17 protein-coding genes are annotated in these 19,954 nt (G+C 52.8%); 13 read left to right on the top strand and 4 right to left on the bottom strand.

Annotated elements, in window-relative coordinates:
- Nucleotides 1-8 precede the first annotated feature (8 nt).
- Nucleotides 9-647 carry a DUF2087 domain-containing protein gene (locus IRJ17_RS25810; RefSeq protein WP_122962898.1) on the top strand — a complete coding sequence of 213 codons (639 nt, stop codon included), beginning with the start codon at nt 9-11 and terminating at the stop codon, nt 645-647.
- A gap of 241 nt (nt 648-888) precedes the next feature.
- Here IRJ17_RS25810 and IRJ17_RS25805 read toward each other — a convergent pair whose 3' ends face one another.
- A complete protein-coding gene (locus IRJ17_RS25805; protein WP_242772342.1) occupies nt 889-1,200 on the bottom strand; it encodes a YtpI family protein in 312 nt (103 codons plus the stop codon).
- A gap of 177 nt (nt 1,201-1,377) precedes the next feature.
- Here IRJ17_RS25805 and IRJ17_RS25800 point away from each other — a divergent pair, with 177 nt between their 5' ends.
- From IRJ17_RS25800 to nrdJ, 9 genes are all read left to right on the top strand, one after another.
- Nucleotides 1,378-4,806 (top strand): DNA polymerase III subunit alpha, encoded by a 3,429-nt coding sequence (locus IRJ17_RS25800; RefSeq protein WP_242772339.1) that lies wholly within the window; start codon nt 1,378-1,380, stop codon nt 4,804-4,806.
- A gap of 168 nt (nt 4,807-4,974) precedes the next feature.
- On the top strand, nt 4,975-6,219 hold the full coding sequence (gene ystJ / locus IRJ17_RS25795) for an NADP-dependent malic enzyme (RefSeq protein WP_122962902.1): 1,245 nt from the start codon (nt 4,975-4,977) through the stop codon (nt 6,217-6,219).
- A 98-nt stretch (nt 6,220-6,317) separates the two neighbouring features.
- On the top strand, nt 6,318-6,989 hold the full coding sequence (locus IRJ17_RS25790) for a FadR/GntR family transcriptional regulator (protein WP_122962903.1): 672 nt from the start codon (nt 6,318-6,320) through the stop codon (nt 6,987-6,989).
- 82 nt (nt 6,990-7,071) lie between these two features.
- The gene (locus IRJ17_RS25785; RefSeq protein WP_122962904.1) at nt 7,072-7,254 is read left to right on the top strand and encodes a glutamate decarboxylase; all 183 of its coding nucleotides are present in this window, start codon (nt 7,072-7,074) and stop codon (nt 7,252-7,254) included.
- Nucleotides 7,255-7,275: 21 nt separating this feature from the next.
- Nucleotides 7,276-8,220, top strand: coding sequence for an acetyl-CoA carboxylase, carboxyltransferase subunit beta (accD, locus tag IRJ17_RS25780; protein ID WP_122962905.1), 945 nt, complete (start codon nt 7,276-7,278; stop codon nt 8,218-8,220).
- Entirely contained in the window at nt 8,187-9,143 is a 957-nt protein-coding gene (gene accA / locus IRJ17_RS25775; RefSeq protein WP_063229170.1) for an acetyl-CoA carboxylase carboxyl transferase subunit alpha, read from the top strand. Before accD ends, accA begins: the two co-directional genes overlap by 34 nt.
- A 311-nt stretch (nt 9,144-9,454) precedes the next feature.
- The gene (gene pfkA / locus IRJ17_RS25770; RefSeq protein WP_122962906.1) at nt 9,455-10,414 is read left to right on the top strand and encodes a 6-phosphofructokinase; all 960 of its coding nucleotides are present in this window, start codon (nt 9,455-9,457) and stop codon (nt 10,412-10,414) included.
- 45 nt (nt 10,415-10,459) lie between these two features.
- Nucleotides 10,460-12,214, top strand: a complete 1,755-nt coding sequence (gene pyk, locus IRJ17_RS25765) for a pyruvate kinase (protein WP_122962907.1) — start codon at nt 10,460-10,462, stop codon at nt 12,212-12,214.
- A 410-nt stretch (nt 12,215-12,624) separates the two neighbouring features.
- Entirely contained in the window at nt 12,625-14,886 is a 2,262-nt protein-coding gene (gene nrdJ, locus IRJ17_RS25760) for a ribonucleoside-triphosphate reductase, adenosylcobalamin-dependent (protein WP_122962908.1), read from the top strand.
- A 30-nt stretch (nt 14,887-14,916) separates the two neighbouring features.
- On the opposite strand, the gene IRJ17_RS25755 is transcribed toward nrdJ, so the two are convergent.
- On the bottom strand, nt 14,917-16,029 hold the full coding sequence (locus tag IRJ17_RS25755) for a GerAB/ArcD/ProY family transporter (protein ID WP_173596097.1): 1,113 nt from the start codon (nt 16,027-16,029) through the stop codon (nt 14,917-14,919).
- 11 nt (nt 16,030-16,040) lie between these two features.
- Nucleotides 16,041-16,274: a hypothetical protein gene (locus IRJ17_RS25750; RefSeq protein ID WP_122962910.1), complete on the bottom strand. Its 234-nt coding sequence runs from the start codon at nt 16,272-16,274 to the stop codon at nt 16,041-16,043.
- Nucleotides 16,275-16,412: 138 nt separating this feature from the next.
- Here IRJ17_RS25750 and IRJ17_RS25745 point away from each other — a divergent pair, with 138 nt between their 5' ends.
- Both IRJ17_RS25745 and IRJ17_RS25740 read left to right on the top strand, forming a co-directional pair.
- The gene (locus IRJ17_RS25745; protein ID WP_122962911.1) at nt 16,413-16,844 is read left to right on the top strand and encodes an acyl-CoA thioesterase; all 432 of its coding nucleotides are present in this window, start codon (nt 16,413-16,415) and stop codon (nt 16,842-16,844) included.
- Between the two features lies 1 nt (nt 16,845).
- A complete protein-coding gene (locus IRJ17_RS25740; protein ID WP_122962912.1) occupies nt 16,846-17,241 on the top strand; it encodes an FxsA family protein in 396 nt (131 codons plus the stop codon).
- A gap of 88 nt (nt 17,242-17,329) precedes the next feature.
- On the opposite strand, the gene ytvI is transcribed toward IRJ17_RS25740, so the two are convergent.
- Nucleotides 17,330-18,460, bottom strand: coding sequence for a sporulation integral membrane protein YtvI (ytvI, locus tag IRJ17_RS25735; protein WP_173596098.1), 1,131 nt, complete (start codon nt 18,458-18,460; stop codon nt 17,330-17,332).
- Between the two features lie 369 nt (nt 18,461-18,829).
- Between ytvI and citZ the strand changes: the two genes are divergently transcribed.
- Entirely contained in the window at nt 18,830-19,942 is a 1,113-nt protein-coding gene (citZ, locus tag IRJ17_RS25730; protein WP_063229179.1) for a citrate synthase, read from the top strand.
- Nucleotides 19,943-19,954 lie beyond the last annotated feature (12 nt).

Below are 19,954 nucleotides of genomic sequence, written 5' to 3'. Positions count from 1 at the left end.
CATCTCTTTTGCAACTCGATAAACTCGTCACCTTTTACAAAGCGCTCGGCGACCCGACTCGCGTGCGGATTTTGGCGATGTTGGCAAATGGACCGCTGCACGGGCAGGCGCTGGCAGGGAAGCTCGGAGTGACGCCGCCGACGATTACACACCATATGGCGAAGCTGCGCGATGCAGGAATCGTCTACGAGCGGCGTGACAAAAACACGATTTACTTTTATTTGCACGAAGCGAACATGAAGCGGCAAACCCAGGCGATTTTGAATGTGTTGGAACGGGCGAAAGGTACGATGGAGGAAGACCTTTTTGCAGATGAGGAAACCAAAACGATCCAGGAGCAGAGGAGGTCCCAGATGGCAGCGGATCAGATGCACGTAATCAAAAGCTTCCTGACCCCCGACGGCAAGCTCAAGCAGATTCCGGCCCAGCGCAAGAAAAAGCTGATCGTGTTCGAATACATGGTGCGGGGGCTGGAGTTTGGCCGCAAATACAAGGAACAGGAAATCAATGACTACATCCGCCAGTTTCACGACGATTACGCGACGATTCGCCGCGAATTTGTCATGAACCACTATATGTACCGCGAAGAGGGCATCTACGAGCTGAATCCGGAAGAGATGTGGGCCAAGGCAGAAGAATTGCGCTAACAGGAAAATGATTCCTTTTGAAAAAGCATAAAAAAAGACAACCGTCGGCACTGCGCTCAGGTTGTCGGAAACAATAGAATGTCACACAAACTGATTATAGCGAGAACTAATTGCGTTTAGCCATGGCAAACGATTGGGAAAACAGGAAAAGTATTTCAGCATGCTGCTTCTTCGCTTAATGCTGCCCCATACAGAAAAAAGCATGTGGAACAATCGCTCTGTTCTCATGCTTTTTTAGCTCTCAGATGCCTTTTTTCAATTCTGCCTGCCAAGCGCTGCGATAGTGCAAAAAGTTGCGGGTTCCCAGGTACAGGTTCAGCACACCGACGATCAGCATGATGATCGCGACCACGATGCGGATCGTATCGAGCGTATCAAACGTAAGCTGGTTAAGCCCGAACAAAGATACGAGAATGCCGAGTGCGATGTTCATTTTGCCCAGCGTCATTCTGGATTCCAGCGGGTGGATGCCTCTTCTGCGTGCGTGGATGCTGAAGTATACGCTGGCTACAAGTGAAGCGAGAACGCCGGTCAAATAAAAGGCCGACCACATAGATGGCTTCATCCTTTCCAACAAATCTGGTATTATCCTACCAAATCAAAGCAAGAAAGGTCAAATTCAAACAAGAACGTTCGTTCTTGTTTCCCCACGATCCTCTTACTTTCGGTATAATGATAGAGAGAAAGCTACTACACGATTCGAGTCGTAAACAGGAGAGGAAGGAACCAGATGACCTCCTTTGTCCATTTGCATGTTCATACGGAGTACAGCCTGCTAGACGGAGCGGCGCGGATTGATGCGCTGGTGGAGCGTGCCAAAGAGCTGGGCATGACTGCGCTGGCGATTACGGATCACGCCAATCTGTATGGCGCTGTCCCTTTTTATAAAGCATGTACAGAAAACCAGATCAAGCCGATTATCGGGATGGAATTGTACGTGATCGAAGGAAATTTGCAAGATCGCGTGCGCAATGCGCCTCCCCCGAGCCATTTGATCGTGCTTGCCGAAAATGAGGCGGGCTATCGCAATCTGTTGAAGCTCGCCACGATCGCCAATACGGATGGAAACTACATGATTCCCCGCCTGAACAAAGAAGTGCTGGCCCGGCATGCGGAAGGGTTGATCGCCCTTAGCGGCTGCCAGCAGGGCGAGGTTGCGCAGCTTTTGCTGGCTGGCGAAGCCGAGGCAGCGAAAGAAGCAGCCTTGTGGCACCTTCGCGTTTTTGGCGAGGCGAATTACTTTTTGGAGCTGGCTGACCACGGCCTGGAGAGCGAGCGCAGACTCAATGCCCGTCTGGTCAAGCTGAGCCAGGAGACGGGCATCCCGCTGGTCGTCACGAACAATGTGCACTACGTGAAGCAAAACGAGCATCGCCAGCACGATATTTTGCTCGCGATCAAAGAGGGCAAGACCATCGACGAGGAAAACCGCTTCCGCTACGAAACCGACCAATACTATTTGAAAAGCGAAGCAGAAATGGCCGCCGCCTTTTCTTACGTACCCGAAGCGCTTGCCAACACGGGAAAAATCGCGGACAGATGCAACCTCACATTGTCGTTTGGGGCGCACATTTTGCCGGAATTTCCCTTGCCGGAGGGCCAGGATTCGACGCAATATTTGCGTTCGCTATGCGAGCAAGGCTGCCGGGAGCGGTACAAGACAATCACGCCGGACATACAGGCGCGTCTCGATCACGAGCTGTCGATCATTACAGGCACGGGCTTTACCGATTACTTCCTGATCGTCTGGGACTTCATGCGCTACGCCCATCAGCACGGGATTCCGACCGGACCAGGGCGGGGTTCTGCTGCCGGAAGCCTCGTCGCCTACGCATTGAAAATAACGAACGTAGACCCGCTTCATTTCAATCTGCTGTTTGAACGGTTTCTCAATCCGGAGCGGGTGACGATGCCCGATATCGACATCGACTTTTCCGTGGAGCGGCGCGACGAAGTCATCCATTACGTGGCGAAAAAATACGGTCACGACCGTGTGGCTCAGATTATTACGTTTGGAACGATGGCGGCTCGCGCTGCGGTGCGCGACGTAGGCCGGGCACTCGGCCTGTCCGTCGGGATCGTCGACCGGGTAGCGAAAATGATTCCGCAATCTCCCGGCATGACGATTGACCGCGCCATGAAGCTCATTCCGGACATCGGCAAGCTGTGCCAGGAAAACAGACAGGCCGCCCTTTTGATCGAGACGGCAAAAGGCGTGGAAGGTTTGCCGCGCCATGCTTCGACACATGCGGCGGGCGTCGTGATCTCGCGGGAGCCGCTGACCAGCTACGTTCCGTTGCAGACGGGCAGCGAAGGCTTGGCACTGACGCAGTATCCGATGGAGGTGCTGGAGGAAGTCGGCCTGTTGAAAATGGATTTTCTCGGCCTGCGCAACTTGACGATCATTCAGGAGACACTTCGCCATTTGCATGAACAGGGGATTGCGATTGAACTGGAGAGCATTCCGACGGATGATCCGAATACGTTCCGCATGTTGTCGCGCGGCGAGACGACAGGGGTATTCCAGCTGGAGTCTGGCGGGATGCGCAACGTGCTCCGCGACCTGAAGCCGACCAGTCTGGACGATATTATCGCCGTGCTGGCCTTGTATCGGCCGGGACCGATGGAAATTATCCCGCAGTACATCGCCGCCAAGCACGGCCAGAGCGCTGTGCATTACGCGCATCCGGTGCTTGAGCCGATCTTGCGCGAGACGCACGGCTTCATGATCTACCAGGAGCAAATTATGCAAATCTCGTCTACGCTCGCTGGCTTCAGCTTGGGTGAGGCAGACATTTTGCGCCGGGCGGTCGGAAAGAAAAAACGCGAGCTGTTGGCCGAGCAGCGGGAAAAGTTCGTGGCTGGTTGCGTCCGTCAAGGCTACGGCGAAGAGCTTGGTCATCAAGTGTACGATCTGATCGTCCGCTTTGCCGATTACGGCTTCAATAAAGCGCACTCTGTCGCCTACGCGGTCATCGCCTACCAGATGGCGTATTTGAAAGCGACCTATCCGCTTGCTTTTATGGCAGCCCTTTTGTCGCTGTCGATCGGCTCGCAGACGAGAATCGCCGAGTACACGGAGGAGGCGCGGCGCCTGGGGCTTCGCGTGCTGGGGCCGGATGTCAACAAAAGCACGGCGTCCTTTGCAGTCGAACAAGATGCGATTCGTTTCGGGCTTGCTGCCGTCAAAAACGTCGGCTATGGAGCGATCGAATCGATTGTAAAAGAACGGGCTGTGCGTCCGTATCGGGACGTTTTCGATTTTTGCGCCAGAGTAGATGCGCGTCTCGTGAACAGACGAGTCGTAGAATCGCTGACGCTCTGCGGGGCGCTGGATTCGCTGCCTGGTCACCGCAGCCAGTTGCTGCTGCTTTTGGACGAGGCGGTCGGCAAGACGAATGCGAAGCGGATCGAGCGCGACGCGAATCAGCTCGACCTGTTTGCGGGAGAAGAACAAGCGGCGCCATTGCGCGAGCCGGCTGAATATCCGGAAGTGCCGCCGATGTCACGCGCCCAACAACTGAAAGAAGAACGGGAACTGATCGGCGTGTACATTTCCGGCCATCCGCTCGACCAGTATGCGCACGTGGCTGCCCGCCCCGAAGTGACGGCTGTTTCAGCGCTCAGCGAGCTGGCCCGCGACAAAACGGTGAAAGTGTTCGGAATGATTGCGGAAGAAAAGCGCATCCAGACGAAAAAGGGCGACCCGATGGCGTTTTTGGTGCTGGAGGACAAAACCGCGCAGGTGGAGCTGGTCGTCTTTCCGCAAGTGTTTGCCAAGTACGGCGACTTGCTCGGCAAAGAGCGGATGGTCGTAGCCGAAGCGCGGGTGGACCATCAGGATGACATGGTGAAGCTGCTCGCATCGCGCTTTTGGGATGCCGAGACACTGCAAGCGCCGACCGCCGAGACGGTGTTGTTTGTCAAAATTTCCGCCCAGCAGGAGCACGATTCGACACTGCAACGTTTGCAACGACTGTTTGTCGAAAAAAAAGGAACGATTCCTGTGATTCTGTTTTACGAGGGAAAAAGACAGACAATTCGCCTGCCGGAGGACATTCGGGTCGAGGTGGACGAGTCATTTTTGGAGCAAGCGCGAGATATTGTGGGACGTGACAGCGTAATCCAGAAAGAATTGCCCATAAATTGGGGAGGATGAGGAATGTCCTCCCTTTTTCGCCGTTTTCGGCAGGTTTACAGGATAACAGGTTTTGCTATATATTGAATTCATAACTCGTTAAGTGGTCAGACCACTTAGGGCTTTCAAGCAATAAAGAGGCTGTTCAGGCAATCATAGAAAGACTATCGTGAAATGGAGTGGTAATGGATGTCTAGTTTGAGAGAGGAAGCGCTGGAACTTCACCGAAAAAATAAAGGGAAGCTGGAGGCAGTGACCAAGGTTCCCGTTCGCAATGCTCGCGATCTGAGCCTTGCTTATTCTCCTGGTGTTGCTGAGCCTTGCAAAGACATTTTTGACGACAAATCCAAAGTTTACGAATACACCATGAAGGGCAACCTCGTTGCAGTCGTGAGCGATGGTACCGCTGTTCTCGGTCTCGGCAACATCGGACCGGAAGCCGCTATGCCGGTGATGGAAGGAAAAGCCGTACTGTTCAAATCGTTCGCAGGCGTGGACGCATTCCCGATCTGCCTGAACACGACTGATGTAGACAAAATCGTAGAAACTGTGAAGCTGCTCGAACCGACTTTTGGCGGTGTTAACCTTGAAGATATCGCAGCTCCGGCATGCTTCGAGGTAGAAGAGCGCCTGAAGCGCGAAACAAACATTCCGATTTTCCACGACGATCAGCACGGTACAGCAATCGTAACGGCTGCGGGCCTGATCAACGCCCTGCGCGTGGTTGACAAAAAGCTCGAAGATATCCGCGTGGTAGCGAACGGTGCGGGCGCTGCTGGTATCGCGATCATGAAACTTTTGATTTCCATGGGCGTAAAAGAAGTGATCATGGTTGATACAAAAGGAATCGTGTACGAAGGCCGTCAATTCGGGATGAACCCGGTAAAAGAAGAGATGGCGAAAATCACGAACCGCAGCAAGCTGCAAGGCGACCTCGCTGACGCGATGAAAGGCGCTGACGTCTTCATCGGCGTATCGGTAGCAGGCGCGGTAACTCCTGACATGGTTCGCTCCATGAACCGCGATGCGATCATCTTCGCGATGGCGAACCCGACTCCGGAAATCATGCCGAGCGAGGCGAAAGAAGCAGGGGCAGCCGTAGTCGGTACAGGCCGTTCCGACTTCCCGAACCAGGTGAACAACGTACTTGCCTTCCCGGGCATTTTCCGTGGGGCGCTCGATACGCGCGCGACTGAAATCAACGAGGACATGAAGCTGGCAGCCGTGTACGCAATCGCGGACCTGATCACGCCAGAAGAGCTTTCCGCAGAAAAAGTCATCCCTGCTCCGTTTGATCCGCGCGTCGCTCCAAATGTGGCGGCAGCCGTAGCCAAAGCAGCGATGGAGAGCGGCGTTGCCCGCATCACTGTCGATCCGGAAGCAGTAAAAGAGAAAACAGCCAGTCTGGCAGCCATTTCCTATCAGCAAGTGTAAGGAAGTGCAGTCAAACACCCTCCACGAGCATCTGTATCAGACGTGAATATGTGGGGGGTGCTTCACTTCACCAGTAGCAGCCATTAAGGGGGATCATTGTGCTCGACTCGACTCAAGATCGAAAGGTTTACGAAGGCATACTCCTGCAATTGCATGCAATCATTCAGGAGCAAAACTTACGGCCTGGCGACAAGCTTCCGTCGGAGCGAGAGTTGTCTGAGCAATTAGGGGCTGGTCGCTCCTCTGTACGCGAAGCCCTCCGTGCGCTGGAGCTGCTCGGGCTCATCGAGACGCGCCGCGGGGAAGGCACTTTCCTCAAGCATTATCGGCACAACCGACTGATCGATATTCTTGGCTTTTTTATCCTACGGGATACGAAAACCAAGAAGGACTTGATCGAAATGCGCAAGATGCTGGAGATCGATGCTGTCCGTCTCGCCTGTAGACGGGCCACGCCCAAGCATTTCGAGGAAATGGAACGGATTCTCGCGATCGCACAAGAGCGGGTAGAGAGAGGTGAGGTTCCTACAGAAGAAGACTACCAGTTCCACCGCGTGATTTGCCGATCCAGCCGCAACTCCATTTTGCACCGCATCTGGACGCCTTTGGTAGAGTACAGCAACAGTGTGCGGATTGAATCGTTGTCGCGGGAAGGCAGGGCGCGCATGGCATTGGAGGAGCATCGCGAGATCATGGAAGCGATTCGCGAAGGCGATGTCACTGTCGCGGTTGAGAGAATGAGGCACCACTTGGAGAACAGCAAGCTCTAGATTTTACTCCTATTTGCGAGGGGCGCTGGCGCTGTGATATGATGATGCAGACCTGTATTGGACGATGAAGGAGGAAGCCAGCATGTGGACGGTCATCTACATCGCTCCTAGCGCTAGAATAGCTGAACGGATACAGCAACGTTTGACAGATGAAGGATTTTTGGTCAAGGTTCGCGAGGCGAGAGTTTCGAAGCAATACGAGATTCTTGTGCCCGAAGGCGAACTGAACGAAGTCCGGGATGTACTCGGCTCGATCCTTCACTGATGAGAAAGGTGGGGTGTACCTGTGCTAAAAGATCTTTTTGGGAAAAAGCGCAAATTTGCCACTGTCCCTTCCGAGACGCTGGCACGTGTCCCTGCTTCCACCGACGCTAGCAAGGAAGCGGGTACGAAGGAGAAGGAAGTCCCTGAGGGATTGATGAATAAATGCCCACATTGTGGGACGATCCACTACTCGAAGGATTTGGAAAAAAACTTGCGCGTATGCAAAGGCTGCCAGTTTCACTATTCCATGTCCGCGCCAGAGCGGTTGCAATCCCTTTTGGATGAAGGTGTCCTGACAGAGGAGTTTGACGCGAACCTGATCGCGTCCAATCCGCTCGGGTTCCCTGACTATCTGGAAAAGCTGGAGCAGGATATGGCAAACACGAATTTGAACGAAGCGATCATCACTGGCGAGGGCTTGCTCGGCGGCAACCGCATCGTGATCGGGGTTATGGATTCCCGCTTCCGCATGGCCAGCATGGGCTCGGTTGTCGGGGAAAAAATTACGCGTGCAATTGAGCAAGCGATCGAACGGCGTCTGCCTTTCATCCTGTTCTCCGCATCCGGCGGTGCGCGCATGCAGGAAGGCGTACTGAGTCTGATGCAGATGGCGAAGACCAGTGCCGCTTTGTCCAGACTGGACCGCGAGCGCTTGCTGTTCGTTTCGGTCATGACGAATCCTACATATGGCGGTGTATCTGCAAGCTTCTCTTCCCTTGGCGACTACAATATCGCAGAACCGGGAGCCATGATCGGCTTTGCGGGACGTCGCGTCATTGAGCAAACGATTCGCCAGGAGCTGCCAAAAGACTTCCAGACTGCGGAGTTTTTGCTGAAAAACGGTCAGCTCGACATGGTCGTACATCGCAAGGACATGCGTCAAACGCTGTCCAAACTGGTAGAGATGCACACGTCACGGGAAGGAGTGGAAATATGGCAGGCGAACTCCCCTTTGAAAAGCCATTAGTAGAATTGCAAGACAAGATTAAGGAATTGCGCCGCTTTACCGAAGAAAAAGGCATTGATTTCTCCGACGAAGTAAAGCGTCTGGAGCAAAAGGCAAAAGAGCTTGCCGAACAAATTTATGGCAACTTGACGCCGTGGCAGCGCGTCCAACTGGCCCGTCACCCGGAAAGACCAACGACTTTGGACTATATTCAACTTCTTTTTACTGATTTTATAGAAGTACACGGGGACAGGTTGTACGGGGATGACCATTCGATCGTGGGCGGCATCGCCAAGCTGGACGGTCGTCCGGTGACTGTGATCGGCCATCAAAAAGGCAAAGACACCAAGGACAACATCAAGCGCAATTTCGGGATGGCGCATCCTGAAGGGTACAGAAAAGCTCTGCGCATCATGCAGCAGGCCGACAAATTCGGACGTCCGATTATTTGTTTCATCAACACATCGGGAGCGTATCCGGGCAAAGCGGCAGAAGAGCGCGGCCAGAGCGAAGCGATTGCTCGCAACTTGCGGGAAATGGCTACTTTTCGCGTGCCGATTATTTGTATCGTCATCGGCGAAGGCGGCAGCGGCGGTGCGCTGGCGATCAGCGTCGGCAATCGCATCTATATGCTGGAGAATTCCTATTACTCCGTGATTGCACCGGAGAGCGCGGCGGCCATTTTGTGGAGAGATTCCAGCCTTGGCATGCGCGCAGCGGAGTCGATGAAAATTACGGCTCCTGATTTGCTCGCGCTCGGCGTGATCGACGGCATCATTGACGAGCCGTTCGGCGGGGCGCATCGAGACTTGATTGCGCAGGCAACAGCGGTCAAGACGGTGATTGCCGAGCAATTGGAACAGTTGGGTCGTTTGAGCCCGGATGAACTGATACAGGACCGATATGAGAAGTTCAAACGAATCGGCGAATACGCCTCCCTGTAAGTCACAGGGGGCGTTTTTTGTGCGGTAAAAAGACTGAGTCTATTGATGGACGATAGTATGGTCTGAACACAGACCGCAATAAAATCATGGCACAGCCAAGTTTTCTTATCTTTTTTTGGCACGGAAAATCTGCTACAATCGATTTCGAACAAGCGAGTTATCAGAGCTTTCAAAAAGTATGGCACATTTCTGTTCTGTGTATAACAGATATACGAAATGGAGTAATACAGCATGTTTCATAGTCGTTATGGTACATACTGTTTCCGTTTCATGACATGCTAAAGACGAAATGGATTGGAGAGGTGGATTCCATGCAAAAGCTTGCGGTTCTGACCAGCGGAGGAGATTCGCCCGGCATGAACGCCGCGGTGCGTGCGGCAGTTCGTCGTGCTGCTTACCACGGAGTGCAAATGTACGGGGTGTATCACGGCTACGAAGGTCTGATGAATGGCGATATCCAGGAAATGACACTGGGCTCCGTTGGGGACATTATCCAGCGAGGAGGAACCATCCTTTACTCTGCCCGCAGCCAAGCCTTCAGAACAGAGGAAGGGCAGCAAAAAGCAGTGGAGCAGCTGCGCAAATTCGGGATTGAAGGGCTGATCGTCATCGGTGGAGACGGGTCGTTCCGCGGCGCACAGAAGCTGACGGAAAAAGGCTTCCCGACCATCGGCGTGCCGGGAACGATTGATAACGACATTCCGTGCACCGATTTTACGATTGGGTTCGATACCGCTCTGAATACGATTGTGGAAGCGATCGATAAAATTCGCGACACGGCAACCTCTCATGAGCGCACCTACATTATCGAAGTAATGGGCCGGGATGCAGGCGATTTGGCACTGTGGGCAGGACTTGCTGCTGGGGCCGAGTCGATTATCATCCCGGAAGAATCCCAGGACATGAGCGATATTATAGAACGCCTGCATGCCGGACAGCGCCGTGGCAAAAAGCATTCCATCATTATAGTGGCGGAAGGCGTAGGCAGCGCTGCTTCGTACGCGGAAGCCATCACCAAGGAAACAGGCTGGGAGACGCGTGTGACCGTGCTTGGGCACATTCAGCGCGGAGGCTCACCTACCGCGATGGACCGCATGCTGGCGAGCCGGATGGGAGCAGCCGCAGTCGACTTGCTCCTGGAAGGCAAAAAAGACCGGATGGTTGGCATCCAGAACAACACAATCGTCGACGTCGATTTCAATGAAGCATTGTCCCAGAAACACCAACTGGATTTATCCGTATATCAACTGGCGCGCACACTGTCTATTTGATCAGGCAAAGCCTGGATAGCAGTGTATAGAGGAGGCATAATTCCTATGTTAAGGAAAGCAAAAATCGTGTGTACAATCGGACCGGCGAGTGAGTCCGTTGAAACGTTGAAAAAGCTGATTCATGCGGGGATGAACGTAGCCCGTCTGAACTTTTCCCACGGAAGCCATGAAGAGCACGCAGCGCGGATCGTGAACATTCGTCGTGCGTCCGAAGAGACAGGCAAGCCGGTGGCGATTCTTTTGGATACAAAAGGGCCGGAAATTCGCACAGGCACGCTTGCTACAGATTCGGTCGAGCTGGAAGAAGGCAAGACGCTGATTTTGACGACAGAAGAACTGGCAGGAACGGCAGAAAAAGTCTCGATCACTTATTCGGAACTGCCTCAGGATGTCAATCCGGGCGACACGATTTTGATTGATGACGGCCTGATCGGGCTGACGGTTCTGGAAGTGCAAGGCAACGAGATCGTTTGCCAAATCAAAAACGGCGGAACGCTGAAAAGCAAAAAAGGCGTCAACGTGCCAGGCGTCAAAATCAATTTGCCGGGAATTACGGAAAAGGACGCACAAGATATCGAGTTCGGGATTGCGCAGCAAGTCGATTTCATTGCGGCTTCTTTTGTCCGCAAGGCGAGCGACATTCTCGAAATTCGCCAGATTTTGGAGCGCCACAACGTGCGCATTGACATCATCGCGAAGATCGAAAACCAGGAAGGCGTCGACAATGTCGATGAAATCCTCGTCGTAACAGACGGCATCATGGTAGCGCGTGGCGACCTCGGCGTGGAAATTCCAGCAGAGGAAGTGCCGCTCGTCCAGAAAAAGCTAATCAAAAAATGCAACGAGCTGGCCAAACCTGTCATCACGGCGACGCAAATGCTCGATTCCATGCAGCGCAACCCTCGTCCTACTCGCGCAGAGGCAAGCGACGTAGCCAATGCGATTTTTGACGGCACAGACGCGATCATGCTGTCCGGTGAGACGGCTGCGGGCAAATATCCGGTAGAATCGGTCGAAACGATGGACCGCATCGCGGTACGAGCAGAGCAAGAGCTTAACTACCGTGAGATTTTGTATGCGCAAGCGCAGCTCAAGCAAGTGACGATTACCGATGCGATTAGCCAGGCTGTCTCCAATGCAGCGCTCGATCTCGATGCGACAGCGATCATTACGGCGACAGAGAGCGGTCATACGGCGCGCATGGTATCCAAATTCCGTCCGAAAGCTCCCATCGTAGCGGTCACACCGCACGAAGCTGTCATTCGCCGACTGGCGCTCGTAAACGGCGTATATCCGGTCAAAGGCGTGCTGGCAAACACAACCGATGAGATGCTGGAGATGTCTGTCCAGGAAGCAATCGACGCAGGCTTCGTGCGCCACGGCGACCTCGTAGTCATTACCGCGGGTGTGCCTGTGCGTGAAGTAGGGACAACCAACCTCATGAAGATTCACGTGATCGGCGATGTCGTGGCAAAAGGCCAAGGCATCGGTCGCAAAGTCGTGACGAGCAAAGTCGTCATCGCCCGTTCGGCAGAAGAAGCGCTGCAAAAAGTAGAAGACGGCGTGATCCTGGTGACGATCGGAACGGACTCGGACATGATTGAAGCGTTCAGCAAGGCAGGAGCGGTCATTTGCGAAGAGGGCGGGCTGACATCCCATGCAGCGATCGTCGGGCTCAATTTGGGCGTCCCAGTGATCGTAGGCGTGCAGTTTGCCACCGACTTGCTGAAGGAAGGCCAAATCGTTACGGTTGACTCCGAGCGTGGGCATATTTATTCAGGGCAGACGCGGGTTCTGTAGGTCATCAGACTCATTTTTATAGCAAAAGCACTTTTTGGGGGTGGCATCTTGTCACCCCTTTTTGCATTGGGCAGACTGGTGGCAACGCGATTTTCGCTGATAGCATTTTCCAGAATACGGTGTTTTTTAGGTGGTGCAAACGGGGAGGGAATCTGATAAAATCGATCAGGTGTTCGTCTGAGCAAGCGCCGGGAAAGTGTCGAGTTTTCACTGTAATGGCCTGTTTGCAAGGAGCGAAAACACCGAAAATCGCTTCCCGTTGCAGGATGAGCGATGTCAAGAACTATTTTTAAGCAAAACACAACATATAGTGTTGTCGAATTTTATTGCGTACAACATATAGATAAAACTATTGAGTTTTTCCCATAAAGATAGTTAACTAGAGAGGAACCATTCGAAGGAGGAACGTTATGCTGGCGACCGAAACTGTATCCCGCACCGCTTTCTTGAGGGATGAATTTTTAGCACAATACAAAGACTTTCCCGATCATATGAATCCTCTGGGACAATTTGTGTACTATCGGACTTATTCTCGTTTTATCCCGGAAAAAGGCAGACGGGAAACATGGAAAGAAACATGCCGCCGTTCGGTGGATTACAATATGAAGCTTGCGTATCAACATTTGCAAAAAATCGGCCTGTACCCGGATGAGCGTGCGATGGAAGCAGAAGCGGAAGGTCTGTTTGACAACATGTTCAACCTGCGTCAGTTTTTGTCCGGCCGGACGCTGTGGGTGGGCGGAGCTGAAAACGGCGTGGCCGATTTGTACCCGCTGGCCAACTTCAACTGCTCTTTCCTGAACATCAAATCGTGGGACGACCTTGGCGATTTGTTCTACCTGCTGCTGGTAGGAACAGGTGTCGGCTTCAAATGCACGAAAGCGATGGCAGCAGGACTCGGTCCGATCCGGACCAACGTGGCCTTGCTTTCTTCCGAGTACCGCCCATTGCCCAAGCATCAGCGACTGGAGCGTTCCGAGCTGAATGTGCTGGATAACGGTTTCGCCAAAATTTACGTGGGAGACAGCAAAGAGGGCTGGGTAGAGTCGCTGCGCTTGTACCTGCAAATTTTGACCGACGGTTCCTACGAGCATATTCATACAGTGAAAATCTCCTACAACAGCGTGCGTCCAAAAGGAGAGCGACTGAAGCGTTTTGGCGGTACAGCAAGCGGACATGAGCCGCTTCGCGAGATGTTTGAAGGCATCGACAAAGTGCTGAAAAACCAGATCGACGAGCATCTGGCCCCGATTGAAAGTGACGAAAAAGGGTACGGCAAGATTCGCCCCGTACATATTCTCGACATTGGCAATCTGATCGGAGCAAACGTCGTAGTTGGGGGCGTGCGCCGCACAGCGGAAATTTTCCTGTTCGATCACGACGACTACGAGTGCATGCTGGCGAAATACGGCATCAACGGCTTCTGGACGGAAGAGCAGTTGGCGCATCACCGCCGCGTCGGCGAACTTTTGGGCGAGCACAAGCCTGTATGGTTTGACAGCATCGAAAAGGTAGGGGACGGACGATTCGGCCTGGATCACCGCCGCATGTCCAACAACTCCATCGCCTTTACGAAACAACCGTCTAGAGAGTTTTTGCATCTCGTGTTCACCTTGATGCAACTGGAAGGCGAGCCTGGCTTTATCAACCTGGAAGAAGCCAATCGCCGTCGTCCAAATGCGGAGGGCTTGAATCCTTGTGCGGAAATTTTGCTTGATTCGTATGGCGTTTGCAACTTGACTACGGTCAATCTCGTTCAGTTTGTGCGTGAGAACGAAGACGGCTCCAAGTATTTGGATCTGGATGGACTTTTGGATGCGCAACGCAAATCTGCCCGTGCAGGACTGCGGATGACGCTCGTTACACTGGAGCTGCCGCATTGGGATACGGTGCAGCAGCGCGACCGTTTGCTCGGAACGTCGCTGACTGGCTTGAAAGATGCGCTCGCGTCTCTCGGCTATACGGAGGAGCAGGAGCTTGAACTGCTGCGTCAGCTCGGAAATGCTGCCCGCGACGAAGCGAACCGCTATGCGTACGAGCTGCGCGTCAATTCGCCGCTGCTGGTCACGACAGTGAAGCCGGAAGGAACGCTGTCACAGGTGGCTGGCGGGGTTTCCAGCGGCTTGCACTGGTCGCACTCGCCGTACTACATCCGCCGCATTCGCATCAACGCACAAGACCCGTTGGCAAAAGCGGTACAAGCTCTCGGCTGGACGGTTCACCCGGAGGTCGGCACACAAGGGGAGACGCACGAGGAGCGCATGGCGAATGCCCGCACGCTCGTGATTGACTTCCCGGTAGCGTCGGGTGCGCAGGAAACGAAAAACGAAGTGAGCGCCAAGCGCCAATTCGATACGTACTTCCGTTTCCAAAAGGAGTACACCGAACACAATTCTTCCAACACGATTACCGTTCGCAAGGAAGAATGGAACGAAGTGGAAGAGATCGTCTATGCAAACTGGGACAATTTTGTCGGCGTGTCTTTCTTGCAGCTCGATGGCGGAAACTACCAGTTGGCTCCGTACGAGGAATGCAGCAAAGAGCAGTACGAAGCGCTCAAGCAGTCGATGAAGCCTTTCGACCCTGCTATTTTGCAGCAATACGAGACAGGCACAGATGCAGACCTGTCGACCGCAGAATCTTGCGAAGGCGGCGCTTGCCCGATTCGCTAATCCAGTCAGTCATCAACCAGGGAGAGACCGTTACGATGGGTCTCTCCCTGGTTTTGTTTTGGCCCGGATCAGGCCGACGATGAGCAGGAGCAGCGGGTAAAACAGTCCGAAGATCAGGCTGTAGGGAAACCAGGCATCGACATCCCATTTTGCCATGTACGCTGTGTTCGGGTAGACAATCAGCGAAAAAACGGCTACGACGAAAGCGGTCGGGATGATCAACGGTTTGTAGGTGCGGAGCCGAAAGACGTGGGTCATGCTGATTAATCCGGCGTAAAAGTACATGCTCAGTTTGACGAAGATGGTAAAGAACCAGAGGATGGCGACGATCGCCTCCACCCTCTGCAAAAAATTTCCAATGCTGATCCGCTGGGCCAGCGTATAGCTGGGATAGGCGTAAAGGATCGAGCCATCCGGCCCCAGTACCAAAATGCTGACCAGGATGACCATGGATAATTTCAAACCGGCAATCAGCCCTCCGGCAATAAAATATTTGCGCGCGGAGCGGGGATCAGTGAGGCAAACGGGAAAAAAGACGAGCAAGGTGGGAAGTGTCAAATACGTCATACTGGCAAACGTCAAGGTTCCTTTTACGAGGCTTTTCCCGTCCGCTTCCAGAATCGGCTGGATATTTTCGATCTCCATGCTCGGAAAAAGAAAAAAGATCAGGGAGAAAAACAACAAGAGCAAAAGCGGCACAAACAACTCGATGCTTCGCGCAAACGTCTCCAGTCCCAGGTGGGCAGCGAGCATGACGACGAGCAAAAAAAGAATGTGCAGCGCGATGATGGGCGTCTCCGGGAACATGTTTGTCTTTAAAAAATTGCCGATGTAAAAAAGCACCTGAGCGGAGGAGAGCAGCATGGTGAACAGAAAGAAGCACGAAACAAGCCAGCCGAGCCATTTGCCCAAGATCCGTTCGTTTATTTCCAGCAGGTTGTTTTTTGGATAAAACAAGCCGACGGAGATGTACAGCCAGGCCAAGCCCAAGCCGACTGCATTTCCCAAGAGGGCGCAAATCCAGGCGTCCTGTTGTGCGTTCGCAGCCAGAGTGGAAGGGGCGACCAGAATCGTCGTGCCGATGCTGAATAGGCAAGTAATGATCGTCATTTGCCGATTCGAGATTTTGACTGTGGACAGCACCTGACGTCCTCCTATTCGAACAGTTTCTGCAAAAATTCTCCGAAGGGACTCAAGATGACTTTCACCCAGTCGCCCGGATTGGGGACAGGTACGTCCAATATCTTGAGCGTTCCTGTAATGGCGCCGAGCAGAAGCAAGAGGGAAAACACGACGAGCTCCCGATGATAGCGTCTTCGAACAAGCTTCGGGACTTCAAACCAGGCGATGATGGCCGCTGTGACCAAAACAAACGCTGCTCCCCACATTCCCTTTTTTCCTACTTTCCTGATTTAGGCAGTCTTTTCTTCGAGTATTGACCGAATGAAAAAATGCCATACCATCGTCAACCGCAAGCGCAGTTTGTCTATGGTACAATAGCCTTAGAGAGAAAGGGGCGATGGTTTGTGAGTCCAATTATTCATACTCATCAATTGCGAGTGCGCTACGGCGAAACCGATCAGATGGGTGTGGTCTACCATACGAATTACTTGAACTGGTTTGAGGTGGGGCGAACAGAGTTGATCCGCCAAGCGGGACTCACCTATCGCGAGCTGGAGGAAAGAGGTGTGCTTTTGCCGGTTACGGATGCCGCCATCTCGTACAAAAAGCCTGCTCGTTACGATGATATGGTGGAGATCAGGACGCGGGTCAAAGAACTGACTGCCGTTCGCCTGACGTTTGCTTACGAAGTTATTCGCGTGTCGGATCAGGAGCTGCTTGTGTCGGGGGAGACGATGCACGTCTTCACGAACAGCGAGCTTAGACCGATACGCCTGGCCAAAACGGAGCCGGAAGTTTACGCTTGGCTGGATGCCCAGCACAAAGGAGGGGAATAGCATGTTGCGCTTTCTCGTGATCCTGTTTGTGATCGGATTTGGTTTGGAGCTATGGGGATTGATTACAGTAGGTTCGCTGATCGGCGGATGGAACACCGTTTTGCTGGTCATTGTTACGGGGCTGTTGGGCGCTTGGCTCGCGAAGCAACAAGGGGTTCAAGTGTTTCGCACGCTTCAGTTCCAACTGTCTCGCGGGCAGATGCCGACAGAGACGATCATCGACGGTGTGCTGATCTTGGTTGGCGGCATTTTGCTCTTGCTCCCAGGGTTTGTGTCGGATGTGATCGGTTTGATTTTTCTCATCCCTTACACCCGGATGATGCTGCGGCACTTGCTGAAGCAATGGCTGTGGTATTTGATTTCTTCGGGACGGATTCGCTTTTTGTTCCGTCGCTAAGTCGCTAGGTAGAAGACAGACAGGTTATGGCAAAAAAAGAACCGCTTCGAGCTTTGCGCCAGCAGGCAGCTCGCAAGCGGTTTTTTCTTTAGGTGCGTTTTCCCTTGATGTACATCCAGATGTCGACGAACACATTGGCTTTGACCAGGGCGTTGATCAACACGAGGGAGACGGGGCCGATGATCAGTCCGAGGAACCCGAACAGCTGCAACCCGACGAACAGGGCGACCAGCGTGAGCAGCGGATCGAGGCCGACGCTCTCTGCTACAACCTTTGGCTCGATGATCTGGCGGAAGATGAGCACGACAGCGTACAAAATCGACAGACCGATGACCATGGTGTAGTTGCCTTTGAAAAACATGTAGATGATCCAGGGAACGAAGACGGTTCCCGTGCCGAGATACGGCAGGAGATCAACCAATCCGGTAATCAGGCCGATCGTAATCGCGTATTCCACGCGCATGATCAACAGTCCGATGATCACGATCGCCGCAGTCAGGGAAATAAGCGTCACCTGAGCTTTGATGAACCCGAACAAAGCGGCGCGCAGATCGCGAAAAATCTGGTCCAGGCGATTGTTGACCCCGCTTGGCAAAAGGCGGCGGAAGCGCGATTCCCAGAGGAAGAAATCTTTTGAAATAAAGAAAGCGCCCATGATGGAGATGACCGAGACGGTAGCCATGTTCGGCAAGGAGACGAGCAAGTTTTTCAAGCCGTCCAGGAAGCTGACAATCAGATTTTGTCCGGCGTGTGTGATCGAAGTGATGCCGCTGCCGACCGTGTTGCTGATTTTGTCCTTGTAGTTCGGATCAAGCTGGTCGTAAATCCATTGAACCTGGTTGTAGATGCCGAGCAAGAAGTCTTGGGAAATCGTCCGCTGCAAATACTCGGACAGCTCTTGGGCAAACACCGGCAGCCGTTTTGCCAGTTCGCCGATCTCTACGACCGTTTCCGTTACGACCAGGGTAGCCAGGCCGATGGCGAGAAGCATCAGTACAAGCAGGGCGATCGTAACCGACAGCCAGCGGGGAATTTTGAACTTTTTCGTGATGAAAGTGACGGGTCTGTGGATCATGAGCGCAATGACTAAAGCGATTATAAATGGGTACAGTAATGGTGTTGCAAACTGAAACAGCCAGATTCCTACATAAACAAGCAGGCATACCCAGAAAAAGCGAATGATCTGAAAGACGCGCTCCACCCAGTTTTCCTGATTCAAAAAGGTCTCCTTTCTGCCAAAAAACAGCAACAAATGCTTATGGAACTATTATGCAGCAATCGGGACAAATGGAGCAAGCGCGCGAAAAAACAAAACTGGGTTTCATCCTTTGAAACATTTTTTCGCCAATCTTATTCACAAAATCGCAATAATCTTTTATAATTGGGTCGACTTATAGTGGATTCTTTTCTCTCGCCTCTCCCCCTTGGCATGCTCAAGGATTTGCGTGGATATATTTCCTGACAAGAGTGGTGGATGAAAGAAACCGCTGCTATCAATTTCTTTAAGAAGAGGTCGTTTATCAGTCACGAGGACAAGCGAAGGACTGGATAAGCACTATTACTTGAGTGGAAAAGGAGAGGGAGTTCTATGACAACAACACGTGGACTTGAAGGCGTCGTTGCCGCTCAATCATCGATCTGTTCGATCGTCGATGGGGTTCTTTGCTATGGCGGGATCAACATCGATGAGTTAGCAGAACATGCAACTTTTGAAGAGGTTGTATACTTGCTCTGGCATGGAGCGTTACCGAAGCGTGATCAGCTGGACGCTTTGAAAAAACAATTGGGTGAAAATGCAGCAGTAGCAAAAGAAGTGCTGGAAAGCATTCGCCATTACCCAAAAGGCGTGCACCCAATGGCGGCGTTGCGCACAGCTGTCTCTTCGTTAGCGCTCTACGACACAGAAGCGCAAGATATGTCTCCTGAAGCCAACTATCGCAAATCCATCCGTCTGATGGCTCAAACTCCTACTCTGATTGCTGCTTACGAGCGCATGCGCAAAGGATTGGAGCCAATCGCTCCTCGTGCAGATTTCACCATTGCCCAAAACTTCCTTTACATGCTGACTGGCGAAGAGCCAACAGAAACAGCTGTGAAAGCGTTTGATGTTGCGCTGGTTCTGCACGCAGACCATGAGTTCAATGCTTCTACTTTTGCTGCTCGCGTAACCGTTGCGACCCTGACAGATATCTACTCCGGTATCGTGTCCGCAATCGGCACGCTCAAAGGTCCTCTGCACGGCGGTGCCAATGAAGCGGTTGCGAAAATGCTGGTGGAAATCGGCGGACTCGACAACGTGGAATCCTACATCCGCAGCAAGCTGGACAACAAAGAGAAAATCATGGGCTTCGGACACCGCGTTTACAAAGATGGCGACCCGCGTGCGAAATGGCTGAAGCAAATGTCCCAAAAGCTGACGGCGCAAATCGGCCGTCCTGAGCTGTATGAAATGTCCGTGAAAATCGACAACATGATTACATCGGAAAAAGGACTGAAGCCAAACGTTGACTTCTACTCCGCATCCGTGTACATCTCTCTCGGCCTGGAAACAGACCTGTTCACACCGATCTTTGCCATCAGCCGCATGTCCGGTTGGACGGCACACATCATGGAACAGTATGAAAACAATCGTCTGATCCGTCCTCGCGCGGATTACATCGGTCCGGTCAACCAACATTACGTTCCGATTGACCGCCGCTAAAAACCCGCTATT

Source organism: Brevibacillus parabrevis (assembly GCF_022701015.1).
In the GTDB taxonomy this organism is placed as follows: Bacteria; Bacillota; Bacilli; order Brevibacillales; family Brevibacillaceae; genus Brevibacillus; species Brevibacillus parabrevis.
Note: the sequence above shows the minus strand (reverse complement) of the source record. Positions and strands in the feature narration are given on the sequence as shown.

Bases quoted from the DNA above. Each gene is read 5' to 3' on its own strand.
- IRJ17_RS25805 (WP_242772342.1), bottom strand. From the start codon at position 1,200: ATGTGGTCGGCCTTTTATTTGACCGGCGTTCTCGCTTCACTTGTAGCC.
- IRJ17_RS25800 (WP_242772339.1), top strand. From the start codon at position 1,378: ATGACCTCCTTTGTCCATTTGCATGTTCATACGGAGTACAGCCTGCTA.
- ystJ (WP_122962902.1), top strand. From the start codon at position 4,975: ATGTCTAGTTTGAGAGAGGAAGCGCTGGAACTTCACCGAAAAAATAAA.
- IRJ17_RS25785 (WP_122962904.1), top strand. From the start codon at position 7,072: ATGTGGACGGTCATCTACATCGCTCCTAGCGCTAGAATAGCTGAACGG.
- accA (WP_063229170.1), top strand. From the start codon at position 8,187: ATGGCAGGCGAACTCCCCTTTGAAAAGCCATTAGTAGAATTGCAAGAC.
- pfkA (WP_122962906.1), top strand. From the start codon at position 9,455: ATGCAAAAGCTTGCGGTTCTGACCAGCGGAGGAGATTCGCCCGGCATG.
- pyk (WP_122962907.1), top strand. From the start codon at position 10,460: ATGTTAAGGAAAGCAAAAATCGTGTGTACAATCGGACCGGCGAGTGAG.
- nrdJ (WP_122962908.1), top strand. From the start codon at position 12,625: ATGCTGGCGACCGAAACTGTATCCCGCACCGCTTTCTTGAGGGATGAA.
- IRJ17_RS25750 (WP_122962910.1), bottom strand. From the start codon at position 16,274: ATGTGGGGAGCAGCGTTTGTTTTGGTCACAGCGGCCATCATCGCCTGG.
- IRJ17_RS25740 (WP_122962912.1), top strand. From the start codon at position 16,846: ATGTTGCGCTTTCTCGTGATCCTGTTTGTGATCGGATTTGGTTTGGAG.
- citZ (WP_063229179.1), top strand. From the start codon at position 18,830: ATGACAACAACACGTGGACTTGAAGGCGTCGTTGCCGCTCAATCATCG.